19 protein-coding genes are annotated in these 21,819 nt (G+C 68.9%); 8 read left to right on the top strand and 11 right to left on the bottom strand.

Annotated features, from left to right (window positions below; all coding sequences use genetic code 11):
* Positions 1-50 precede the first annotated feature (50 nt).
* On the top strand, positions 51-1,082 hold the full coding sequence (locus ACFVDO_RS15150) for a LacI family DNA-binding transcriptional regulator (RefSeq protein ID WP_378858020.1): 1,032 nt from the start codon (positions 51-53) through the stop codon (positions 1,080-1,082).
* Positions 1,083-1,312: 230 nt separating this feature from the next.
* Here ACFVDO_RS15150 and ACFVDO_RS15145 read toward each other — a convergent pair whose 3' ends face one another.
* Both ACFVDO_RS15145 and ACFVDO_RS15140 read right to left on the bottom strand, forming a co-directional pair.
* Positions 1,313-2,512 (bottom strand): MFS transporter, encoded by a 1,200-nt coding sequence (locus tag ACFVDO_RS15145; protein WP_378858019.1) that lies wholly within the window; start codon positions 2,510-2,512, stop codon positions 1,313-1,315.
* 56 nt (positions 2,513-2,568) lie between these two features.
* Positions 2,569-2,910 carry an ArsR/SmtB family transcription factor gene (locus tag ACFVDO_RS15140; protein WP_378858018.1) on the bottom strand — a complete coding sequence of 114 codons (342 nt, stop codon included), beginning with the start codon at positions 2,908-2,910 and terminating at the stop codon, positions 2,569-2,571.
* An 85-nt stretch (positions 2,911-2,995) separates the two neighbouring features.
* Here ACFVDO_RS15140 and ACFVDO_RS15135 point away from each other — a divergent pair, with 85 nt between their 5' ends.
* The 4 genes from ACFVDO_RS15135 to ACFVDO_RS15120 all read left to right on the top strand — a co-directional run bounded on the left by ACFVDO_RS15135 (position 2,996) and on the right by ACFVDO_RS15120 (position 6,931).
* Positions 2,996-4,297: an FAD-dependent oxidoreductase gene (locus tag ACFVDO_RS15135; RefSeq protein WP_378858017.1), complete on the top strand. Its 1,302-nt coding sequence runs from the start codon at positions 2,996-2,998 to the stop codon at positions 4,295-4,297.
* A gap of 140 nt (positions 4,298-4,437) precedes the next feature.
* The gene (gene arsB / locus ACFVDO_RS15130) at positions 4,438-5,532 is read left to right on the top strand and encodes an ACR3 family arsenite efflux transporter (protein ID WP_378858016.1); all 1,095 of its coding nucleotides are present in this window, start codon (positions 4,438-4,440) and stop codon (positions 5,530-5,532) included.
* Positions 5,529-6,536 carry a metalloregulator ArsR/SmtB family transcription factor gene (locus ACFVDO_RS15125; protein WP_378858015.1) on the top strand — a complete coding sequence of 336 codons (1,008 nt, stop codon included), beginning with the start codon at positions 5,529-5,531 and terminating at the stop codon, positions 6,534-6,536. The genes arsB and ACFVDO_RS15125 overlap by 4 nt, the downstream gene beginning before the upstream one ends.
* Positions 6,533-6,931: an arsenate reductase ArsC gene (locus ACFVDO_RS15120; protein ID WP_378858014.1), complete on the top strand. Its 399-nt coding sequence runs from the start codon at positions 6,533-6,535 to the stop codon at positions 6,929-6,931. Before ACFVDO_RS15125 ends, ACFVDO_RS15120 begins: the two co-directional genes overlap by 4 nt.
* Positions 6,932-6,992: 61 nt before the next feature.
* Here the strand turns inward: ACFVDO_RS15120 and ACFVDO_RS15115 are convergent, their stop codons facing one another.
* The 6 genes from ACFVDO_RS15115 to ACFVDO_RS15090 form a co-directional block, all read right to left on the bottom strand.
* Positions 6,993-9,254 (bottom strand): glycoside hydrolase family 3 N-terminal domain-containing protein, encoded by a 2,262-nt coding sequence (locus tag ACFVDO_RS15115; protein WP_378858013.1) that lies wholly within the window; start codon positions 9,252-9,254, stop codon positions 6,993-6,995.
* Positions 9,251-10,324 carry an ABC transporter permease gene (locus tag ACFVDO_RS15110; RefSeq protein WP_378858012.1) on the bottom strand — a complete coding sequence of 358 codons (1,074 nt, stop codon included), beginning with the start codon at positions 10,322-10,324 and terminating at the stop codon, positions 9,251-9,253. The genes ACFVDO_RS15115 and ACFVDO_RS15110 overlap by 4 nt, the downstream gene beginning before the upstream one ends.
* Positions 10,325-10,326: 2 nt before the next feature.
* Complete coding sequence (locus tag ACFVDO_RS15105; RefSeq protein ID WP_378858011.1) at positions 10,327-11,463, bottom strand: ABC transporter permease; 1,137 nt, start codon at positions 11,461-11,463, stop codon at positions 10,327-10,329.
* The gene (locus ACFVDO_RS15100; RefSeq protein WP_378858010.1) at positions 11,460-12,272 is read right to left on the bottom strand and encodes an ABC transporter ATP-binding protein; all 813 of its coding nucleotides are present in this window, start codon (positions 12,270-12,272) and stop codon (positions 11,460-11,462) included. The genes ACFVDO_RS15105 and ACFVDO_RS15100 overlap by 4 nt, the downstream gene beginning before the upstream one ends.
* Positions 12,269-13,093, bottom strand: a complete 825-nt coding sequence (locus ACFVDO_RS15095) for an ABC transporter ATP-binding protein (RefSeq protein ID WP_378858009.1) — start codon at positions 13,091-13,093, stop codon at positions 12,269-12,271. The genes ACFVDO_RS15100 and ACFVDO_RS15095 overlap by 4 nt, the downstream gene beginning before the upstream one ends.
* A gap of 93 nt (positions 13,094-13,186) precedes the next feature.
* Complete coding sequence (locus tag ACFVDO_RS15090) at positions 13,187-14,866, bottom strand: ABC transporter substrate-binding protein (RefSeq protein ID WP_378858008.1); 1,680 nt, start codon at positions 14,864-14,866, stop codon at positions 13,187-13,189.
* Between the two features lie 163 nt (positions 14,867-15,029).
* Between ACFVDO_RS15090 and ACFVDO_RS15085 the strand changes: the two genes are divergently transcribed.
* Genes ACFVDO_RS15085 through ACFVDO_RS15075 form a run of 3 tightly spaced genes read left to right on the top strand, consistent with a single transcriptional unit; the run spans position 15,030 to position 17,553 of the window.
* Positions 15,030-15,668 carry a TetR/AcrR family transcriptional regulator gene (locus tag ACFVDO_RS15085; protein ID WP_378858007.1) on the top strand — a complete coding sequence of 213 codons (639 nt, stop codon included), beginning with the start codon at positions 15,030-15,032 and terminating at the stop codon, positions 15,666-15,668.
* A gap of 20 nt (positions 15,669-15,688) precedes the next feature.
* Positions 15,689-16,921 (top strand): amidohydrolase, encoded by a 1,233-nt coding sequence (locus ACFVDO_RS15080; protein WP_378858006.1) that lies wholly within the window; start codon positions 15,689-15,691, stop codon positions 16,919-16,921.
* Complete coding sequence (locus tag ACFVDO_RS15075; RefSeq protein ID WP_378858005.1) at positions 16,918-17,553, top strand: hypothetical protein; 636 nt, start codon at positions 16,918-16,920, stop codon at positions 17,551-17,553. The genes ACFVDO_RS15080 and ACFVDO_RS15075 overlap by 4 nt, the downstream gene beginning before the upstream one ends.
* On the opposite strand, the gene ACFVDO_RS15070 is transcribed toward ACFVDO_RS15075, so the two are convergent.
* The 3 genes from ACFVDO_RS15070 to ACFVDO_RS15060 form a co-directional block, all read right to left on the bottom strand.
* Positions 17,554-18,222, bottom strand: coding sequence for a GTP pyrophosphokinase family protein (locus ACFVDO_RS15070; RefSeq protein ID WP_378858004.1), 669 nt, complete (start codon positions 18,220-18,222; stop codon positions 17,554-17,556).
* A gap of 162 nt (positions 18,223-18,384) precedes the next feature.
* The gene (locus ACFVDO_RS15065; RefSeq protein WP_378858003.1) at positions 18,385-19,506 is read right to left on the bottom strand and encodes a hypothetical protein; all 1,122 of its coding nucleotides are present in this window, start codon (positions 19,504-19,506) and stop codon (positions 18,385-18,387) included.
* Positions 19,507-19,662: 156 nt separating this feature from the next.
* On the bottom strand, positions 19,663-21,720 hold the full coding sequence (locus ACFVDO_RS15060; RefSeq protein ID WP_378858002.1) for an iron ABC transporter permease: 2,058 nt from the start codon (positions 21,718-21,720) through the stop codon (positions 19,663-19,665).
* Between the last annotated feature and the right edge of the window lie 99 nt (positions 21,721-21,819).

The following is a 21,819-nucleotide window of genomic DNA, read 5'->3' as shown; positions in this document are numbered from 1 at the left end:
GAACGTTTTCTCGCGCGGAAGATGGTTCCTCACCGACGATTGAGAGTGCGATGACGAGTATCGACGAGGTCGCGAAGCTCGCGGGCGTCTCCACGGCGACCGTGTCGCGGGCGCTGAGCGGACGAGGGCACGTGTCCGCCGCCGCGCGCGAGCGCGTGCAGGAGGCTGCAAATCAGCTCGGCTACGTCGTCTCATCACGGGCATCGAGCCTGGCATCCGGCCGCACGCGCAACATCGGCGTGATCGTGCCCTACCTCGATCGCTGGTTCTTCGCGACCGTGCTGTCGGGTGTCTCGTCGGCCCTGATGAAGCAGGGCTACGACATCACGCTGTACAACATCACGGCGGATGCCGCGGTGCGGCGCGAGGTGTTCCACACGGCACTGCGCCGCCAGCGCGTGGACGCCGTGATCGCCGTGTCGATCGAGCTGGACGACGACGAGTCGGCCCAGCTGCTCGCGCTCGGCCTGCCGGTGATCGCGATCGGCGGCCCGAACCCGCAGCTGAACACGCTCACCGTCGACGACACCGCCATGGCGCGGCTCGCCACCGAGCATCTGCTCAGCCTCGGCCACCGCGACATCGCGCACATCGGCGCGAACCCGGAGTTCGACCTCGACTTCCATGTGCCCAGTCAGCGCCGGCTCGGTTTCGAGCAGGCGCTGGAGGATGCCGGGGTACCGGTCAACCACGCCTTCCTCGAACCGGCGGACTTCACCGTCGACGGCGGCTTCCGCGCGGCGAAGCAGCTGCTCGGGCGGCCCGGCCCCCGGCCGACCGCGATCTTCGCGGCATCAGACGAGATGGCGATCGGCGCGATCCTCGCCGCCCGCGACCTGGGCTTCCGGGTTCCGGAGGACCTGTCCATCATCGGGATCGACGGTCACGAGCTGGGCGAGTTCTTCCAGCTCACGACGGTCGACCAGTTCCCGCTCGGCCAGGGCGAGCGGTCGGCCGCAGCCGTGCTGTCGCGGCTGGAGGAAGACCCGGGGCAGACCCCGCAGACGGCGCTGCCCTACGAGCTGATCGTGCGCGGCACGACTGCGCTTCTGCATCCGCGCACCCCGTCGTCCCGGCGCTGAGCGGACCTGAACGCCGGCTCCGGTCCCACCCGATGCGGGTCGGCGCCTGAAGCCCGGGCCGCCCGCCCGGCTCCGGTCGCAGTTGATGCGGGTACCACGACGAGACACACCCGCAAGCGGTGGGACCGGAGCAGCAAGACACAGCCCCTTCCCCCAGCTCAGGTCCCACCCGATGCGGGTGCGGACGCCGCCTCACCCGCAACTGATGAGACCGGAGCAGAGGAGGAGTGTCAGAGCACCGGCTTCTTGTCGCCGCGCCGGATCAGGATCAGGTGAACCGTGAGCGACATCGCCAGGAACACGGATGCCAGCGGGATGAGCATGTCGGCGGGCAGGCCCGCGGCGAGCGCCGCGCCACCGGTCGCGCTTCCGATCGCAGAGCCGAGCATCATGCCACTGGTGTTCAGCGCGACGACGAGCGCGACCGAGTCCGGCGCCATCATCGCGAGCCGTGACTGCAGCGAGACACCCGATCCGCCGTTGAACGTGGCGGTGCCGAGGAACCACACCAGAATCGAGATGACTCCCCAGACACCGGGCAGGGCGAGCCCGGCGGTGCCGAGCAGCATGAACCCGATCAGCGCGATGATGATGGTCGTGATCACGCGGTCCGGGCCGCCGCGGTCGATCGATCGTCCGGCGATCATGTTGCCGACCAGGCTGAACACGCCGTAGCCGAACAGCGCACCGACCATGGGCAGGCCCAGCCCGGTGCGCGGACCGATGATCAGCGCCGCATAGGTGAAGCACAGATAGCTCGCGCCCATCAGGCCGATCGGAACCAGCAGAGCGGCGAGGATCGGCCCGCGGGTCAGCGGGCGCAGCGTCTCGCGCAGCGGTAACGAGGGCAGGTGCAGCTTTGGCACGAAGGCCAGGATGCCGATCAGCGCGACCGTGCCGATGCCGGCGACGATGAACAGCGGGATGCGCCAGTTCGCCTCACCGAGGAGAAGCCCGACCGGCACGCCGAGCGCCGTGGCCGCGAGGAAGCCGCCCATCACGATCGACAGGGCCCATCCGCGGCGCTCGGGCGGGGTGATCGCGATGACGTACGCCGCGACGACCGCACTCAGCAGCGCGCCGCCGATCGCCGAGATCACTCGCCCGGACATCGCCCAGGCGTAGGTCGGCGCGAGCCCGACGATCACGTTGCCGACCACGAAGACCGCGAGCGAGATCGCGATGGTGGCCCTGCGCTCGAACCGTCCGGTGAGCGCGCCCAGCACGGGGCCGGTGAACGCGCTGGTCAGCGCGAACACGCTCATCAACTGTCCGGCGGCGGCCTCTGGCACGTGCAGGTCGCCGGCGATCTGCGGCAGCAGCCCGGTCAGGACATAGCCGTCGATCCCCATGGAGAAGTTCGCCAGGAACAGCCAGAGCAGGGCGCCGATGCCGGCGGCGCGCCCGGCGCCGCGGTTAAGTGAGTGCACCTGACAATCCAACCAGCATCCACCGACACTGATTCCCGCCAGGCGGGCGGAAGACGTCAGATTGCGCGCAGCGCGGCGGCGGCGGCGTCCAGCGCCGGCTGGACGACGCGGAAGTACGCCCAGCGGCCGCGCTGTTCACGCGTGACGAGACCCGCGTCGGCGAGCAGCCTCATGTGATGCGACACGGTGCCCTGCGACAGTCCGACGGGTGCGGTGAGGTCGCAGATGCAGGCCTCACCGCCATCTCCTGCCGCGATCAGCGAGAGCAGCCGCACCCGCGTCGAGTCACCGAGCGCCTTGAACACCGTGGCGACGCGTTCGGCCTCCTCGGCGGAGGGCGCGTCGGTGACGCGCGGCATGCAGCACGCGGTCTGTTCGATGGTCGCGGGAAGAGTCACGTCGATAGTCTTACACGTATTGACATTCTTCGATAGGTACGGGAGTGTTCTCGTATTGAAGTTCTTCAATTTGAGGAGATGCCAGATGTCCGAGCTGCCTGTCGTCGTCATCGGAGCAGGGCCCCAGGGCCTCGCCGCTGCAGCACACCTGACCGAGCGCGGTCTTGATGCGATTGTCGTCGAGCGCGGCCCATCCGCGGGCGCAGCTGTGTCCGAATGGGGGCACGTGCGCTTGTTCTCCGGCTGGCCGGAACTGACAGATGCCGCGGCGCGACGCCTGCTCGAGCCCTCCGGCTGGACGGCTCCGACGAGCGGCTATCCGACCGGAGCCGAGTGGGCCAGTGACTACCTCGTGCCGCTCGCTGACGCGCTGGCAGATCGGGTCCACTACGGCATGACCGTCACCGGCATCGCTCGCCAGGGGCGGGACAAGGTGGTCGCGAGCGGCCGCAGGGCTCAGCCGTTCGTCGTGCACACGGTCGACCAGGACGGCAGGGACGGCCGCATCCTCGCCCGCGCCGTGATCGACGCGACCGGCACCTGGGCGCTCCCGAATCCGGCCGGCGCCGACGGATATCCGGCGGTCGGCGAGGCAGCAGCGACGGAGCGAATCTCGTACCGCATCCCGGATGACGTGTCCGAGCTGGCCGGCTCGCACGTGGTCGTCGTCGGCGCCGGCCACTCCGCGACGCATGCAGTGCTGCGCCTGAGCGAGCTTGCGCGTCGCGAACCGGGCACCAAGGTGACCTGGCTGCTGCGCCGAGGGAGTGCGACGAACGTGTTCGGCGGCGGAACGGGGGATGAGCTGCCCGAGCGGGCCGCGCTCGGCTCCCGCGCGCGCAAGGTCATCGAAGCAGGCGTGGTCGAGGTCGTCACCGGGTTCCGCGTCGCCGAGTTCCAGCAGGACGGCGACACGCTCACGATCCTCGCCGAGAACGGCCAGGAGATCTCCGGCGTTACACGCGTCTTCGCCCTCACCGGGTTCCGCCCCGACACCAGGATCCTGCGAGAGGTGCGCATCGACCTCGACGGATCGCTGGACGCGGTGGCCGGGATCGCGTCGGACATCGACCCCAACATCCACTCCTGCGGCTCGGTCGGAGCGACCGGAGCGCGCCAGCTCGCACAGCCGGAGAAGGATCTGTTCATCGTCGGTGCCAAGTCCTACGGCCGCGCCCCCACGTTCCTCGCGCTCACCGGCTACGAGCAGGTCCGCAGCGTGGTCGCGCACCTCGCGGGCGACCACGAAGCCGCGGACCGCAACGAGCTCGTCCTGCCGGACACCGGGGTGTGCGGCGGCGCCGGCGGCTTCGACGCCGAGGATGCCGGATGCTGCGCGGCGCCGGCGGTGCTGCAGATCGGATCGCGCCCCGTCACCGTCGGCTGAACCGCGACACAGAGAGGCGACCGCCCCACGGGCAGGTCGCCTCTCTGGTGAACGGCGGGTGAACCTTCACCTCCGGGATTGCAGTCTGATTCGATGACTATCAATATAGAAGTGTGTCTATTCAACCGGGAACGGCGCGCATGACCTCGTCGACCACGCCCGCCAGGGCAGCAACCCGGCGGCTCTCCACACTGGACAGGTGGCTGCCGCTGTGGATCGGTCTCGCCATGGTCGCGGGTCTGCTCCTGGGGCGCTTCGTCCCCGCCCTCTCCGGGCTGCTGACGAAGCTCGAGGTCGGCGGCATCTCGGTGCCGATCGCGCTCGGTCTCCTCGTGATGATGTACCCGGTGCTGGCGAAGGTCCGCTACGACCGGATCGCCGCCGTCACGGGAGACAAGAAGCTCCTGATCTCCTCGCTGGTGCTGAACTGGCTGGTCGGCCCGGCGGTGATGTTCGCGCTGGCGTGGATCTTCCTGCCCGACCTGCCCGAGTACCGCACCGGCCTGATCATCGTCGGGCTCGCCCGCTGCATCGCGATGGTCGTGATCTGGAACGACCTCGCCTGCGGTGATCGTGAGGCGACCGCCGTGCTGGTCGCGATCAACTCGGTGTTCCAGGTGGTCGCGTTCTCGCTGCTGGGGTGGTTCTACCTGACCGTGCTGCCCGGGTGGCTCGGGCTGGACACCCAGGGGCTGGAGATCTCGGTGTGGCAGATCGCGCTGAACGTGCTCGTCTTCCTCGGCGTGCCGCTGGTCGCCGGCTTCGCGTCCCGGTGGCTCGGCGAGCGGCGCCGCGGCCGCGACTGGTACGAGGAGAAGTTCCTGCCCGCGATCGGCCCCTGGGCGCTGTACGGTCTGCTGTTCACCATCGTGCTGCTGTTCGCTCTGCAGGGAAAGCAGGTGACGTCCCATCCCCTGGATGTCGCGCGCATCGCCATCCCGCTGCTGGCGTACTTCGCGATCATGTGGTTCACCGGCATCCTCACCGGCAAGGTGCTCGGGCTGAATTACGCCCGCTCCACGACGCTCGCCTTCACTGCAGCGGGCAACAACTTCGAACTCGCGATCGCCGTCGCCATCGGCACCTTCGGCGCCGCCTCCGGCCAGGCTCTCGCGGGGGTGGTCGGCCCGCTCATCGAAGTGCCCGTCCTGGTCGGGCTCGTCTACGTGTCACTCTGGGCGGCCCGAGCCTGGTTCCACACCGATCCGTACACCGGCGAAAGGATCACCTCATGAACCTCACCCTCACCGGCACGGCCGACGCCTGCAGCCCGGTCGCCACGCACGCCATCGGACAGGAGGCCGCCGGCACGGTGGCCGCGACCCTGAAGGCACTCGCCGACCCGCTACGGCTGCGGATGCTGTCGGCGATCGCGTCGGACCCGCGCGGCGAGTCCTGCGTGTGCGACCTCGCCGAGCTCGCGGACGTGTCACAGCCGACGGTGTCGCACCACCTGAAGGTGCTCAAGGACGTCGACGTGCTCACCTCGGAGCGTCGAGGCACCTGGGTCTGGTATCGCATCGCCCCGAGCCGACGCGGCGCCGTCACCGCACTGCTGGAGTCGTTCGCCCCTGCCGCCGTCAACCGTGCCGAGGGCCCCGAAGCGACCGCGCGGCCTGACTTCGACATCCGGATCACTCACCTCGCAGCCGAACTGGCGGCTGAGTCCCCCGACCTGAAGCCGGAGACGGTGCTCAGCATCGTCCGTGAGTCCTACACCTCGCTCGCGCGGACTGCGAAGATCACCGGCTCGCTCGTGCCGCTCACCGAGCGCTTCGCCCGGCAGCGCCTCGCCGACATGGCCCGTGACCGCGACACGTCTGTCCCGCAGGTGCTGTTCGTCTGCGTCGCCAACGCCGGCCGCTCGCAGCTCGCCGCTGCCCTCGTGAATCAGATCGCCGGTGGCCGGGTCGTTGCCCGTTCGGCCGGCTCCAGCCCAGCCGACGTGATCCACCCGCACGTGCGCTCGGTCCTCGCCGAGATCGAAGGCGATGCCGCGGCCGCGCGCTTCCCGAAGCCGCTCACCGATGACGCCGTCCGCGCGGCGGATGTCGTCATCACCATGGGCTGCGGCGACGTCTGCCCGATCATCCCCCGGGTTCGCTACGACGACTGGGCCGTCGGCGATCCCGCCCTCGCCTCGCGCGAAGGCGTCGAAGCCATCCGCGATGACCTCGCCGCACGTGTCCACGTTCTCGTCGACGACCTCACAACTGCCGCTGAACAGGAGCAGTCATGACCAAGCCCTCCGTCCTCTTCGTCTGCGTGCACAACGCAGGCCGCTCGCAGATGGCCGCCGGATTCCTGCGCGACCTCGCAGGCGATCGCATCGAGGTCCGCTCCGCAGGCTCGATGCCTGCCGAGCAGATCAACCCGGTCGCCGTCGAGGCCATGCGCGAGGAGGGCATCGACCTCGCCACCGAGCAGCCCAAGGTCCTCACCACCGAAGCGGTGCAGGCCTCCGACGTCGTCATCACCATGGGCTGCGGGGACGCCTGCCCGTTCTTCCCCGGCAAGCGCTACGAGGACTGGAAGCTCGATGACCCGGCCGGGCAGGGCCTCGATGCCGTCCGTCCGATCCGCGACGAGATCCGCACCCGCGTCGCCGCACTCGTCGACGAACTGCTCGACTGACCGGCCGATGGCCGTATTCCGCGTCGGGATACGGCCATCGGCGACCTGACTCGGGCAGAGCTCAGCGCACCGTGAAACCCGCCCGCAGCAGGACGTCGTCACGGGAGGATGGGCCCACCAGCAGCTCGAAGTCTCCGGGCTCGACGACGCGTCGCCCGCGGGCATCCACGATCGAGCAGACCTCGACGGGCAGCTCGATGCGCACCCGCTGCGACTCCCCTGGCGCGAGCTCCACCTGGCGGTAGGTCTTCAGCTCCTTGTCGGTCCAGCTGACGCTGGTGACCTCGTCGCGCACGTAGACCTGCACGGTCTCGCGCACCGGCCGGGTGCCCGTGTTCGTCACCGTCACGTCCGCGACGAGCGTGTCGTCGAGCCCGACCGATGTCGACACCAGCCCCAGCCCGGAGTACTCCACGGTCGTGTACGACAGGCCCTCGCCGAACCTCCAGGCGGGCGCCTGAGTCAGGTCGGCGTAGCGGTGCCCGTGCTGCCCTCGGATCTGGTTGTAGTACGTCGGCTGCTGACCCACGTGCCGTGCGAACGAGATCGGCAGGCGCCCTGAGGGCTCGATCGCCCCCGAGATCAGCTCGGCGACCGCACGGCCGCCGTGCATGCCCGGGTTGGCCGCCCAGATCACCGCGGCGGCCTGCCCGGCGGATGCCGGCAGCACGAGCGGCTTGGAGGCGAGCAGCACGATCACCACGGGCTTGCCCGTGGCGATCATCGCGTCGAGCAGGGCGTTCTGGCCGCCGACCAGCTCCAGCGTCGCGGTGGAGCGGCCCTCGCCGACCAGCTCGATGCGGTCGCCGACCACGGCGACGATCATGTCGGCGGCGTTCGCCGCGCGCACCGCGTCGGCGATCATCCGCTGGTCCGGCTCCGCAGGCACGACCACCGGCGGGCGCGGCTGCCCGTCGGGGAAGGTCGCGCCGAGCGGGTCCTGCTCGAGGGTCAGGATGTCGGCGCCCTGCGCGTACCGCACGGCGTAGGCGTCCACCTCGCGCAGCCCGTCCAGCACGGTGGTGATCATCCCGCGCGGCTGTCCGTCCAGCCACCCTGCCTGGCCGGATCCGCCGGCCCAGTCGCCGAGCTGGTTCTGCGCGTCGTCGGCGAGCGGGCCGACGACGGCGACGCGGATCGGCTCAACCTCTGCGAGAGGCCCGGATGCCCCGAGCGGCAGCGTCCCGTCGTTCTCGAGCAGCACCAGCGATCGCCGCGCCACCTCGAGATTCAGCTCGCTGTGCGCGCCGCTGCCGACCACCGTGTCCATCTCCGAGGAGGGCAGACGCGGGTCCTCGAACAGCCCGAGGTCGAACTTCAGGGTGAGGATGCGCGCGACCGCCGCATCGAAGGCGTCAGCCGGCAGCATCCCCTTCTCCACCGCCTCGAGAGCTCCCTCGAAGAAGTGCGGCGTGGTCATGGCCATGTCGTTGCCGGCCTTGACCGCCGCGGCAGCGGCGTGCGCGTAGTCGGGCTGCACGCGCTGCTCCCACACCATCCGGCCGACGTTGTCCCAGTCGGTGACGAGCGTGCCGGTGTAGCCCCACTCGCCGCGCAGCACGTCGTTCAGCAGCCAGTCGTTGACCGTGACCGGCACGCCGTCGGTGGTCTGGTAGCCGAGCATGAAGGTGCGGCACCCCTCGCGGGCGACGCGCTCGAAGGGCGGCAGGAACCACGACCGCAGCTTGCGCTGTGAGATGTCCGCCTCCGAGGCATCCCGTCCGCCCTGCGTCTCGGAGTAGCCGGCGAAGTGCTTCGCCGTCGCGAGGATCGCTGTCCTGTCCTCCAGCCCATCGCCCTGGTACCCGCGCACCATGGCGCTGGCCAGCTCGCCGATGAGGAACGGGTCCTCGCCGAAGGTCTCGTCCACGCGTCCCCAGCGCAGGTCGCGGGCGATGCACAGCACCGGCGAGAAGGTCCAGTGGATGCCGGTCACGGCGACCTCTTCGGCGGTCGCGCGCGCGACCCGCTCCAGCAGATCGGCATCCCAGGATGCCGCCATGCCGAGCTGGGTCGGGTAGATCGTCGCGCCAGGCCAGAACGAGTGGCCGTGGATGCAGTCCTCGGCGACCAGCAGCGGGATGCGCAGGCGGGTCTGCTCGGTGAGCTCGCGGGCCTGCAGGATGCGCTCCGGGGAGGTGTGCAGGATCGATCCGGTGTGCCGGGTGTGCACGGCGTCCACGAGATCCTCGCGGGCGTCGAGCTGCAGCATCTGGCCGACCTTCTCCTCGAGGGTCATCCGCCCGAGCAGGTCGGCGACCCGTTCGGCGGTGCTCAGTGTTGCGTCGCGGAACGGCACGGTCTCGGAGATCTGGATGGTCATGACTTCGCGTTCTCTTCTGCTGCGGAGGGGGCGTCGGGCTGGTCGATGCGCACGGCGGTGACGGCGTCGTTGACCTTCAGCCCCTTCTTCTTCATCGCGCGGGCCCGCTCGCCGGCCGACCGCAGACGCGGGTTGACGTACTCGTCGATGCCGAAGTTGATCAGCGCCAGGCCGACGCCGAGCAGCGAGATGCACAGACCGGCGGGCACGTACCACCACCAGTAGTCCGGGAACGCGCTGTTCTGCTGCGCCCAGAACAGGATGGTGCCCCAGTTCAGATTCGACACCGGGATGACCCCGATGTACGCGAGCGTGGTCAGACCCAGCACCGCGGCGGTCATCGTTCCGACGAAGCTCGAGGCGATCAGCGCCATCAGGTTCGGCAGCATCTCGACGAGGATGATGCGGTGCAGCGGCTCGCCGTTGGCACGGGCCGCCTGGATGAAGTCGCGGTTGCGCAGCGACATCGTCTGCGCGCGCAGCACGCGCGCGCCCCAAGCCCAGCCGGTCAGGCCCAGCACGATCGCGATCAGGAACAGCGGCGGATCCTCGAACTGCGAGGCGATGATGATCATCAGCGGCAGCGCCGGGAGCACGAGGAACACGTTCGACAGTGCCGACAGCGCCTCGCTCTTCCAACCGCGCAGGTAGCCGGCCGTCACGCCGACGACGATCGCCAGGACGGTGGCGATGATCGTGGCGAGGAACCCCACCACGAGCACGCCCCTGGTGCCGTAGACCAGCTGGCTGAAGATGTCCTCGCCGATGTGCGTGGTGCCCATCAGGTGCTGGAATGACGGCGGCTGCAGGGTCGCATCCAGGTTCTGCTCGGTCGGGTCGTACGGCGCGATCCACGGCGCGAAGATCGCGACGAGGGTGAAGACGCCGAAGATGATGAGTCCGGCTGCCGACTTGCGGTTGCTGAACATCGCCATCGAGGCCTTGAACTGACCCCAGAAGGTCTTCTTCTTCGGCGCTGCACGGTCGGCGGTCAGCACGACCGCCGTCTCGGGGGCGCCCACACCCGCGGGCTGCACCGTCTGCGGCGACTTGTCTGCAGGAGCGTTCATGGTCAGGCCTCCGTCTGACGGGTACGGGGGTCGAGGATCGCGTAGACGATGTCGGCCAGGATGTTGGCGACCAGCACGGCCAGGACGAGCACCAGGAAGATGCCCTGCATCAGCGCGTAGTCCTTCGCGTTGGTCGCGCTGAGCAGCAGCAGGCCGATGCCGGGATAGGAGAACACCATCTCCATCACGATCGTGCCGCCGACGATGAAGCCGAGGGCGAGGGCGAAGCTCTGGATCTGCGGCAGCACCGCGTTGCGTGCGGCGTACCGCCACAGCACCCGGTTGTTCGGCATGCCCTTCGCCTGCGCGACCGTGATGTAGTCCTCGTCGAGCACGGTGAGCATCATGTTGCGCATGCCCAGCAGCCAGCCGCCGATCGAGGCGATCACGATCGTGATCACGGGCAGGACGGCGTGCGAGATCACCTGTGAGATGAACTCGGCGTTCCAGCCCGGCTCGACGCCGACCTCGTAGGCGTGCCCGGCGGGGAACCAGCCCAGCACCGACGAGAAGATCGCGATGAAGATCAGGCCGAGCCAGAAGTACGGCACGGTGCCGAAGAACGTGGTCACGGGGATGAGCACGTCCAGCTTTCCGCCGCGCCGCCAGCCGACGATCGCGCCGAGGACGGTGCCGACCACGAACGAGATGATCGTGGCGACCCCGACGAGGCCGAGCGTCCAGGGCAGTGCCGCGGCGATCGCGTCGCCGACCGGCGCCATGCCGGTCGAGATCGACACCCCGAGGTCGCCGTGCAGCAGCATCCCCCAGTAGTCGAGGTACTGCTGCCAGAGCGGGACGTCGGTGCCGACGCCGAACAGGGCGCGCAGCGCCTTCTCGGCCTCGGGCTGCAGCTGGCCCTGGCTGCGGGCCATGTAGGACGTGACCGCGTCACCCTTCATCATCCGGGGGATGAAGAAGTTGATCGTGATCGCCGCCCACGCGGTGAACAGGTAGAACGCGACGCGTCCGCCGATGAAGCGCCACGGCACCCGCACACCCCGCCGTTCGGCGGTGGTCGCGGTCGTGCCGACCAGCGTCGGATCGACCGGTGCGGAATCGGGGGATGCCGGATCAGCGGATGCCGGATCGGTGGATGGCGCCGTGCTCGTGCCGGCGCGCGTGGTGTCGGTGCTCATCGCGTGCCTCCGGGGGTCTGGGCGGCGAGGGTTCGGAAGAACTCCTCCGGGTCGGGCGAGGCCGCACGCAGCTCGCGCGTGTAGGGGTCGGTCGGATGCAGGATCACGTCGTCGGCGGGTCCGTGCTCGACGATCCTGCCCTGGTTGAGCACGATGATCTCGTCGCTGAAGTGCCGCGCGGTGGCCAGGTCGTGCGTGATGTAGAGCACGCCGAGCCCCTCCTCGCGCTGCAGGTCGGCGAGCAGGTTCAGCACGCCGAGGCGGATAGACACGTCGAGCATCGACACCGGTTCGTCGGCGACGAGCAGGGCGGGGCGGGAAGCAAGGGCGCGGGCGATCGCGACACGCTGGCGCTGTCCGCCGGACAGCTCGTGCGGGCGCCGCTCCATCACGGCATCCGGGTCGAGGCGCACGCGCTCGAGCAGGCGTCGAACCTCGGCATCGATCTCCTGCTTCGGAACGACATGGTCGAGCCGAAGCGGGCGCTCGACGTGGTGCCGGATCGAGTGGTACGGATTCAGCGAGGCGAACGGGTCCTGGAACACCATCCGCAGCTGCTGCCGGTACTTGCGCAGCCCCTTCCCGCCGCGCGGGATGGGCTTGCCGTCGATGAGCACCTCACCGCGGGTCGGCGTCTCGAGCTGGGTGAGGATCTTCGCGATCGTCGACTTGCCGCTGCCAGACTGGCCCACCAGGCCGATGGTCTGGCGCGAGTGCAGGGTGAAGCTGACGTCGTCGAGGGCCTTGATCTGTCCGGATCCGCGGACGTTGTAGATCTTGGTGACGTTCTTGAACTCGAGGGTCGTCATCGCGCGACCACTCCCCTCTCTCCGGTCAGGCGCGGGAACGAGGCCAGCAGGCTTCGGGTGTACTCGTGCCGCGGGTTGGTCCAGATCTGCTCCGCGGTGTCGAGCTCGACGATCTCGCCCTCGCGCATGATGGCGATGCGGTCGCTGATCTCGAGCAGCAGCGGCAGGTCGTGGGTGATGAAGACCACCGAGAAGCCGAACTCGTGCCGCAGCTGCGAGATCTGCCGCAGGATCTCGCGCTGCACGAGCACGTCCAGCGCGGTGGTGGGCTCGTCCATGACCATCAGCTGCGGGCGCAGAGCGAGCGCCATGGCGATCATCACGCGCTGGCGCATGCCGCCGGACAGCTCGTGCGGGTAGGACCGGTAGCGCTGCCGGCCGACCTTGACGATCTCGAGCAGCTCGTCGACGGCGGCGCGACGCTCCTTCTTGCTCATGCCGGGGCGGTGGATCACGAACACGTCGTCGAGCTGCGAACCGATCGTCGCGACGGGGTTGAGCGCGTTCATCGCACCCTGGAACACCATCGAGATGCGATCCCAGCGGAACTTCCGCATCTGCTCGGCATCGAGCGAGTGCAGATCGATGTGCTCGCCGCTCTCGTCGTGGAACACGACGCTGCCGCTGGTGATCACGGCCGGGGGCTTCAGCAGCCGCTGCACGCCGTAGGCGAGCGTGGTCTTGCCGCTGCCGCTCTCGCCGGCGAGGCCGACGATCTCGCCGCGCTGGATGTCGAGGGTGACGTTCGATACGGCGCGGACCGGCGGGTCCACGTCGTACACGACGGAGAAGTCGCTCACGGAGAGGAGGGATTCAGTCATTGCTGGCCTTCAGCTCGGCGGTCGTTGAGCGCCCCCATCCGCGGCTCCTGAGCGAGCGGAGCGAGACGAAGGGCGCCCAACGACCGGAGGGGATTACTTGACGGGCTTCAGCTTCATGACGACCTGGACCGCGGACGGCTGGGTGGGGTCAGCCGTCGCGTACTGGTCGTCCTCGCTAGGCCATCCGGTGTAGTTCCGGGTGTTGTACTCGGCCAGCTGCGGGTGCGTCCCGATCGGGATGGCCGGCACGTCATCGACGAAGATCTTCTGGATCTTGTTCAGCGCGTCCGTGCGGGTCGCGTCATCGGATGCCTGCTGGTACTGCTTCAGCAGGGCGGTCGCCTCGGGGTTGTTGTAGCGCCCGAAGTTGTCGGACACCTTGCCGCCGGAGGCCTGCTCCAGGTACGCGCCGTTCATCACGTCGTCGTAGATGTGCCACGGGTTCGAGCCGGAGCCCGACCAGTGCAGCGCCGCGTCGAAGTTTCCGGTGGCCATGTTGCTGAACCAGGTGTCGGCGTCAGGGGTGGCGACCTTCGCGTCGGCACCGAGAGTCTTCTTCACCTGCGTGGCGACCAGCTGGATGCCGGTGACGTAGTCGTTCCAGCCCTGCGGGTCCTGCAGGGTGAAGGTGACCGGCTTGCCGGACGGGTCGATCAGAGCCTCGCCCTTCCAGGTGTATCCGGCATCCGTCAGCACCTTCTTGGCGCCGTCGACGTCGATCGAGAAGTTCTGGTCCTTGTACTCCGGGGCGATGTACTGGTCTCCGGTCGGCTGCGGGATGCCGGTGACGTTGGTCAGCTCGGGTCCGGCGTTGCTGCGCGCCTTCTCGGCGTGCGCCTTGCGGTCGACGACCATGTTCACGGCCTTGCGGAACGCGACATCGTTGAACGGGGCCTTCGTGGTGTTGACCAGGATCATGTCGGGGCTGAGCACGTTGGCACCCCAGAACACGTTGTGCTTCGGGTCCTTGTCGACGTAGTTGGTCTGGTAGTCGGTGATGAAGATCTGCGCCCAGTCGGTCTCGCCGCTCTGCAGCGCCCGGAGCAGGCCGGTGTTGTCGTTGTACTCCAGGTACTTCAGCTGCGGCACCGGCACTGCGCCGCCCCAGTAGTCCTTGCGCGCGTCGAGCACGACGCCCTGCGACGAGAAGGTCTTGATCTTGTACGGGCCGGTGCCGATGGCGTCCTTGACGGCGTCCTTCGACGGGTCGGCGATGTCCTTCCACTGATGCTCGGGCACGATGCTGATCTGCAGCACGTCGCCCTGCTTGACGAACTTCGACTCGCTGAAGGTCATGACGACGTTGTCGCCGTCCTTCTTGATGTCGGCCAGCTTCAGACCGCCCAGGTCGAGTGCGGGCGTGTTCTTGATCAGGTTGAAGGTGAAGATGATGTCATCGGCGGTGAAGGGCTCGCCGTCGTTCCACTTCACGTCCTTGCGGGGCGTTACCGTGAGCTGGGTGTAGTCGCTGTTCCACTCCACCTTCTCGGCCAGCCACGGGGTGGTCTCGTTCTTGCCGACCGGATTCACCATGGCGAGCGGTTCGTAGATCATGCGGTCGTAGCCGAGCGACATGCCCGACCCGGTTCCGATGAACGGGTTGTTAATCTGCGTCGAGAGGACGCCGGCGCCATCGGGTTTGGCGACGGTGAGCGCGGGCGAGGCACCGCTGCTCTTCTCGCCGGAGCCACCGCCCGACGAGCATCCGGTCAGCACCGTGGCGCTGAGGGCGGCGATCGCGGACACCGCGATCAGGGTCTTCCTGAGCTTCATTGCATCTCCTTGGCACGGTCCGTTGTGCTGTAGGTCAACCGGTGCGGGGGCATCCGGCCATTTACTTACTTACGAGAAAGTAAGCTAGCGTGAGATTACTCATCAGTAAGCTGAACGCGCAAGTGCAGGACGACGTCAAACGAGGAGGTGTGACCGGAACGTGATGAAAGAGAGCACCCGCCTCCGCCGTGAGGAGGAGCGTGCGCGCAAGCGCACCGAGATCCTGAAGGCTGCCGTCGAGACCTTCGGAACGAAGGGGTCCGCCAACGGCACCCTCGCCGACATCGCCCAGCAGGTCGGCATGACGCACGCCGGCGTGCTGCACCATTTCGGCTCGAAGGAGAACCTGCTGCTCGAGGTGCTCGAGTACCGCGACCGCACCGACGTCGAGGGTCTCGCCGAGAAGCACATCCCCGGGGGTCCGGATCTGTTCCTGCACCTGGTGCGCACGGCCTTCCTGAACGCGCAGCGACCGGGCATCGTGCAGGTGTTCACCGTGCTGTCCGCGGAATCGGTCACCGAGGAGCATCCGGCGCGGGAGTACTTCGAGAGGCGCTACCAGAACCTGCGGAGCGACGTGGATGCCGCATTCCGCGCGCTCTGCGCGCAGGAGGGCGTGACCGATCAGTCCATGATCGGCATGGCCTCGGCGTCCATCCTCGCCGTGATGGACGGCCTGCAGCTTCAGTGGCTCCTCGATCCCCAGACGGTCGACCTCGGAGAAGCCAGTGAGTTCGCCATCCGCTCGATCGTGAACGGGGTTCTGAACCCGGGGGCGCAGCTCGGCACGTACAAGCACTGACGCGCTCTAGGCTCTGACCTATGACGATCGACCTCGACGCGCTGTACACCGATCTGCACCAGCATCCTGAGCTGTCCTTCCAGGAGACGCGCACCGCCGCCATCGCCGCCGGCCACCTGCGCGCCCTCGGCCTGGAGGTGCACGAGAACATCGGCGTCACCGGAGTGATCGGAGTGCTGGCCAACTCCTCGTCGGACTCAGGGACCGAAGCGCCCGTCGTCTGGGTGCGTGCAGACATGGACGCGCTGCCCGTCAAGGAGGACACCGGCCTGCCCTACGCGTCGACCGAGACCGGCGTCGACCCGGACGGCGAGACCGTGCCGCTCATGCACGCGTGCGGCCACGACATGCACGTCACCGCGATGATCGGCGCCGTCGAGCGCCTCATCGCCGACCGCGAGCAGTGGCGTGGCACCCTCGTCGTCGTCATCCAGCCCGCCGAGGAGTACGGACAGGGCGCCAGGGCGATGCTCGACGACGGCGTCCTCGATCGCTTCCCCCGCCCCGACGTGGTGCTCGGACAGCACGTCGGACCGCTGCCTGCGGGCACGATCGGCATCCGGCCGGGCCCGCAGATGTCGGCATCCGACGGTCTGCATGTGGTGCTGCACGGGCGCGGCGGCCACGGCTCACGCCCTGACTCCACGATCGATCCGATCGTGATGGCCGCGGCGACGATCATGCGTCTGCAGACCGTCGTCTCGCGCGAGGTCGACCCGACGGAGCCCGCGGTCGTGACCGTGGGGTCGGTGCACGCCGGCACCAAGAACAACATCATCCCCGCCGAGGCGGTGCTGGATCTCAGCCTGCGCTACCCCGACGACGCGGCCCGCGAGCGGGTGCTGGCGAAGGTCGAGCGCGTGATCCGCGCCGAGGCCGCGGCATCCGGCGCCGAGCGCGAACCCGAGATCACCACGCTGCACACCCTGCCTGCGACGATCAACGACGCAGCCGCCACCGCGCGGGCCACCGCGGCGTTCCAGACCGCCTTCGGCGAACAGGCGGTCATCGACACCGGTCTGATCACCGGCAGCGAGGACGTCTCCTGGTTCGCGCGGGATGCCGGTGTGCCGCTCGTCTTCTGGTTCTGGGGCGGGATCGACCCGGCGAAGTTCGCAGCGGCCGCGCAGAACGGCACGATCGAGCGCGACATCCCGACCAACCACTCGCCGTTCTTCGCGCCGGTGCCGCACCCGACCATCGAGGTCGGCGTGGATGCGCTGGTCACTGCGGCCAGGGAGTTCCTGGCTTGAACGGACAGCGGCGCCGGCGCCGGCTCGCGGCGGCGGTGCTCGCGTCCGCCGCGCTGCTCACGGGATGCGGCGACGTCAACGCCGGCACGGGAGCGGAGGCGAGATTCGTCGCCTACATGGCCGGGACGCCCGGTGTGACAGCCGTCGAGGGGTACATGAGCAACAACCTGCCGTTCATGGGATCCGGCGACCTCATCGTGGCCCTGGACGCGTCCGCCGACGAGCGAACCCTCGACGCCGCCCTCGATCACGCCGCGGCGTTCCCTGTTCCCTCCGGCGTCAGTATCGACCGCCTGGTGACGCGTATGGCTGGAACGGGTGGACCGGTCGAGGACCTCGATGACCGCACGCCCGGCATCCGGATCGAGACCCTCTGGGGCGACGAGACAGACGGCATCGCCGGACGGGCACTCGACCTCAGCCGCGTGCCGGCCCTGTACTCCTACGACGAGGAGCTCGCTGATCTCTACGGCGACGATCCGACGTCGACCACTCACACGGTCATCATCGGAGAGACCGACTACCCCTGCCTCATCGTCCACGCGGTCGCAGCCGCCGCCGGGGCCGACGTGAGCGACATCTCGGCGCAGCAGGGCGACGAATGGCAGAACGAGGACCTCATCTGCGGCTGATCACGCCTCGAGCACACGGTGGTTGATCTCGTGCGCTTCGCGGTGCAGCCGCTCCATCCGCTGATCGAGTTCGCCGGCCGCTTCGGCGGCGTCCGTCAGGCTCTGCACCAGGTGCCCGGGCACGCGGCCATCGAACTTGTAGTGGATCTTGTGCTCGAGGCTGGCCCAGAAGTCCATCGCGATGGTGCGGAACTGCACCTCGACGGGCACCGGCACGGGGCCGGTGGAGAGGAACACCGGGATCTCGGCGATCACGTGCAGGCTGCGGTAGCCGTTCGGCTTCGGGTCTGCGATGTAGTCCTTGATGACCTTGACCGTCACGTCGTCCTGCTTGGTGAACAGGTCGAACAGCCGGTACACGTCGCTGACGAAACTGCAGGTCACGCGCACACCGGCGATGTCGGTGATCTCACGACGGATGCTGTCGAAGTCGGGGTCGATCCCCTTGCGAGCCACCTTCTCGACGATGCTGTCCGGCGACTTCAGACGGCTCTTCACGTGCTCGATCGGGTTGTAGGCGTGGTTGTAGAGGAACTCGTCACGCAGGATCGAGATCTTCGTCTCGACCTCGCGCATGCCGAACTCGTACTCGCGCAGGAATCGCTGGAACTCGTCGCGCAGCTGCTTGGCCTCTTCGATCGTCTCGTCCGAGACGGGTGCCGTGCTCATGGCTTCGACGTTACGCATCCGTCTTCAGAGTCGGCTGGGTGTTCCGGATGCCGCGGGCACGAGCGACCGCGACCAGCGAGACTTCCCCTCCTGCAGGGCGCGGCGTCGCCGCGATGCAGTCTCGTGTCGGCGGGGAAGTCTCGCGGATGCAGAACGATGCGATCAGTTCGCGGGACCGGCGGGCGCCTCGGCGGCCGGAGCGTCCGCGACCGGAGCGGCCGGGGCCGCGGCATCCACGGGAGCAGCCGGCGCCTCGGCGACCGAAGCCTCGGCGACCGGAGCCTCGGCAACAGGAGCGGCCGGGGCCGTGGCATCCGCTGCCTGAGCCGGTGCCGGCGGAACCGGGGTGCCCTGCGCCTCGTAGCCCGGGGGCACGGGCTGGTAGCTCTCCGCCGGCGGGACCCGGGAGAAGCCTTCGCCCTGCACGGCGCCGAAGGTCGACGGGTCGTTGGGGTCGTAGGCTGCTGCCGAGCCCTCGCGACGAACCTTGCCTGCGGCGATGAAGTACTGGATGACGCCGACGATCGAGAGCACGACGCCGATGGCGAGCGGGTACCAGAAGATCCGGATCTCGTACTGCCCGCTCGCGTCGGGCTGGGCGAAGACGATCTGGAAGAACGGGATCGCCGCACCGACGACGAACACGGCCGCCCACAGCACGACCATCCAGCGCAGCTTCTTCAGCGACGACTGCTGGATGTTGCCCTTCTTGTCGGCCTTGGCCGGCAGCAGGCCCTGCTGCTTGCGGGTCAGCAGCGCGAAGAGAAGCGCGAGGATCAGGAAGACGACGGCCACGATCAACACGATCAGCCAGCCCATGTAGGTGGGATCACCGGCGGTCTTGAGGTACTCGTTGAGCTTGTCGGCGGTGGCGTCGTAGTCGTCGAGTGCGTCGCTCATCTTCGCGTCGGCCTCGGTCAGCGCTGCCTGATCCTGGTTGGTGATCCCGTCGGCGATGGCACCGGCAGCGTCGGCCATCTCACCAGCGTCCTTGGCGAAGTCCTTCGCGTACTCGGCGACACCGCTGTTGCCGTCGGCGAGCGCCTGGAACTCTTTTTGAGCGGCCTCTGCCTCGGACTGGAACGTTTCCGCGGCCGCCTGGATGTCCTCCGCGGTCGCGGACTGGTCGTTCAGAGCGTCGCTGAACGTGGTCAGCGAGGTGCCGAGCGCCTTGTCCGCGGCGAGCACGTCATCCGCCTCGTCGGCCGATGCCGGTGCAGCCGCACCGAGCGCGAGCGCCATGGCCGCGAGGATCGCGATGATCCACACGCGGGCGCGTGTCATTGTCAGAGCCATCAGGCTTCTCTCCCTCATCCGCTCATCGCGGGCAGTCGTCGGCGGCATTCGCCGCCCGTAGAACCCTATGCGATAGCTGGGAGTTTCCCGAACAGGTTGCATGGGGAGAACTGCCCATGCCGGACCGGTTCGAAGCGGATGCCGCTACGCGTCGCGCGAGCGCCAGAGCAGCCAGACGAAGTACGGGGCCCCGATGAGGGCGACGACCAGTCCTGCGGGCAGCTGGGCGGGAGCGAGCACGGTGCGGCCGATCGCGTCGGCGACGCCGACGAGCACGGCGCCGAGCACGGCGGCGACCGGGATGACGCGGGCGTTGCGCGCGCCGACCAGAGCGCGGGCTGCATGCGGGGCGACGAGTCCGACGAACCCGATCACGCCGACCGCGACGACGCTCAGTGCAGCGAGCACGGCGGCGGTGATCAGCAGCCCGAGCCGCACCGGCTCGAGGCGCACACCGACCAGGCGCGGGGTGTCCTCGTCGAGGGCGAGCACATCCAGCTCACGATGTCGCATCATCGCGAACGGCAGCGCGATCACCAGCGCGATGGCGAGTGGGATGACCTGCTCCCAGATGCGCCCGTAGGTGGTGCCGGAGAGCCAGGTGTAGACCTTCGGGGTGTCCCAGGGGTTGCTGCGCAGCAGCACGAACGTGGTCAGCGCGGTCGTGCCGTACCAGACGCCGATTCCGATCAGGATGAAACGATCGGCGCCCAGTCCGCCCTTCCAGGCCAACAGGTAGACCAGCGCGAAGGCCAGCAGTGCGCCGGTGACGGCTGCGGCGAGCATCCCGAATGTGGAGGCGGTGGCGCTGGTGATCACGAGTACGGCGCCCAGCCCGGCGCCGCCGGTGATGCCGAGCAACCCGGGCTCCGCCAGCGGGTTACGGCTGACCGCCTGCGTGATTCCGCCGGCCACGGCGAGCGCGGCTCCGGCGAGCACAGCGGCGATCACGCGCGGGGCGCGCTCGTCGAGCGCGAAGCCGATCTGGGGCGGCGCGAGTCCCTGCAGCCAGAGCAGGATGTCTCCGGTGAGCAGCGGCGTGCTGCCGAGCAGCAGGCCGCCGATGATGACGACGACGAGCACGGCGATGCCGACGAGCAGCGTGACCCGGTAGCGCACCGCTCCGCGGGTGCGGAAGCGGATGCTGGGCGGCTGACGCGTGGGGCCCGAGTCGCGCAGTCGTCGGGCCATGACGATCAGCACGATCGCGCCGAGCACGGTGGTCGCGACGCCGGTCGGCACGGCGATCGCGCCCTCGGCGCCGATCAGCAGGCGCAGCACGGCGTCGGAGCCGATCACCACGATCGCGCCGATCAGCCCTGCCGTGGGCAGCAGCAGGACGTGCTTGCCGAGCGCGGGCACCAAGCGGGACAGCAGGCGGGCGAGCACCGGCGCACACAGGCCGATGAAGCCGATCGGGCCGGCGAGGGTCACGGCGGTCGCCGTCAGCACGACGGCGAGCAGGATGCCGGATGCCCGGGTCGACCGGATCGGCACGCCCAGCGACGAGGCCGTGTCGTCGCCGAGCGCCAGCACGTCGAAGCGGCGGGACATCACGAGTGCGAGCACGGTCGCGATGACGACGACCGGCGCGGCACGCAGGAACGACTCGAGTCCGAGCTGCGACAGGCTGCCGCTGCCCCAGGCCAGCAGGCCCTTGGTCTGCTCGGAGAACAGGATGAGCATGGTCGCGGTGCCGGCCTGGAAGGCCATCGCCAGCGCGGAGCCGGCCAGCACGAGGCGTGTCGTCGAGGTGCCCGCTCCCCCGGCGAGGCCGAGCACGAGCACTGCGGCACCGAGTCCGCCGGCGAACGCGACGAAACCCGAGGCCCAGAACGGCACCGAGATGCCGAACGCGGCCACCGCCGTCACGGCGAAGTACGACCCTCCTGTGACGCCGAGGGTGTCGGGCGACGCGAGTGCGTTGCGCGACAGCGACTGCATGATGAGCCCCGCGACGCCGAGCGCGAACCCGACCGCGACGCCGGCCGCGAGCCGCGGCACGCGCGACCCCCACAGCACGTCCCCCTGCGGCCACACCGCCCCCGACGTCCCCTGCGTCAGGTGCCACGCCGAGACCCCCAGCAGCACCACGACGAGCCCGACCAGCACACCGAAGGCAGTCAGCTTCCCGGCGGCAGGGCCGCCGACATCCCTCGATGGGATGCCGACGGCCTCCTGCACCTCGCTACTCGCGTTCACGACTACTTCTCACCTTCCGAGCGAAGCGATGGACACATCCGGGGAGCTGGCATCGGGTCTGGCGGGAGCCCGGAGCCCCAGCGGAGGGCGGGGGCATGT

Source organism: Microbacterium sp. NPDC057741, assembly GCF_042798735.1.
In the GTDB taxonomy this organism is placed as follows: domain Bacteria; phylum Actinomycetota; class Actinomycetes; order Actinomycetales; family Microbacteriaceae; genus Microbacterium.
This window is presented reverse-complemented; position numbering and strand designations above follow the sequence as displayed.

Coding starts and splice junctions, on each gene's coding strand:
- ACFVDO_RS15135 (WP_378858017.1), top strand. CDS start 2,996: ATGTCCGAGCTGCCTGTCGTCGTCATCGGAGCAGGGCCCCAGGGCCTC.
- ACFVDO_RS15070 (WP_378858004.1), bottom strand. CDS start 18,222: ATGAGCACGGCACCCGTCTCGGACGAGACGATCGAAGAGGCCAAGCAG.
- ACFVDO_RS15115 (WP_378858013.1), bottom strand. CDS start 9,254: ATGACCATCCAGATCTCCGAGACCGTGCCGTTCCGCGACGCAACACTG.
- arsB (WP_378858016.1), top strand. CDS start 4,438: ATGACCTCGTCGACCACGCCCGCCAGGGCAGCAACCCGGCGGCTCTCC.
- ACFVDO_RS15065 (WP_378858003.1), bottom strand. CDS start 19,506: ATGACACGCGCCCGCGTGTGGATCATCGCGATCCTCGCGGCCATGGCG.
- ACFVDO_RS15090 (WP_378858008.1), bottom strand. CDS start 14,866: ATGAAGCTCAGGAAGACCCTGATCGCGGTGTCCGCGATCGCCGCCCTC.
- ACFVDO_RS15120 (WP_378858014.1), top strand. CDS start 6,533: ATGACCAAGCCCTCCGTCCTCTTCGTCTGCGTGCACAACGCAGGCCGC.
- ACFVDO_RS15095 (WP_378858009.1), bottom strand. CDS start 13,093: ATGACTGAATCCCTCCTCTCCGTGAGCGACTTCTCCGTCGTGTACGAC.
- ACFVDO_RS15105 (WP_378858011.1), bottom strand. CDS start 11,463: ATGAGCACCGACACCACGCGCGCCGGCACGAGCACGGCGCCATCCACC.
- ACFVDO_RS15125 (WP_378858015.1), top strand. CDS start 5,529: ATGAACCTCACCCTCACCGGCACGGCCGACGCCTGCAGCCCGGTCGCC.
- ACFVDO_RS15100 (WP_378858010.1), bottom strand. CDS start 12,272: ATGACGACCCTCGAGTTCAAGAACGTCACCAAGATCTACAACGTCCGC.
- ACFVDO_RS15150 (WP_378858020.1), top strand. CDS start 51: ATGACGAGTATCGACGAGGTCGCGAAGCTCGCGGGCGTCTCCACGGCG.
- ACFVDO_RS15110 (WP_378858012.1), bottom strand. CDS start 10,324: ATGAACGCTCCTGCAGACAAGTCGCCGCAGACGGTGCAGCCCGCGGGT.
- ACFVDO_RS15085 (WP_378858007.1), top strand. CDS start 15,030: ATGAAAGAGAGCACCCGCCTCCGCCGTGAGGAGGAGCGTGCGCGCAAG.
- ACFVDO_RS15080 (WP_378858006.1), top strand. CDS start 15,689: ATGACGATCGACCTCGACGCGCTGTACACCGATCTGCACCAGCATCCT.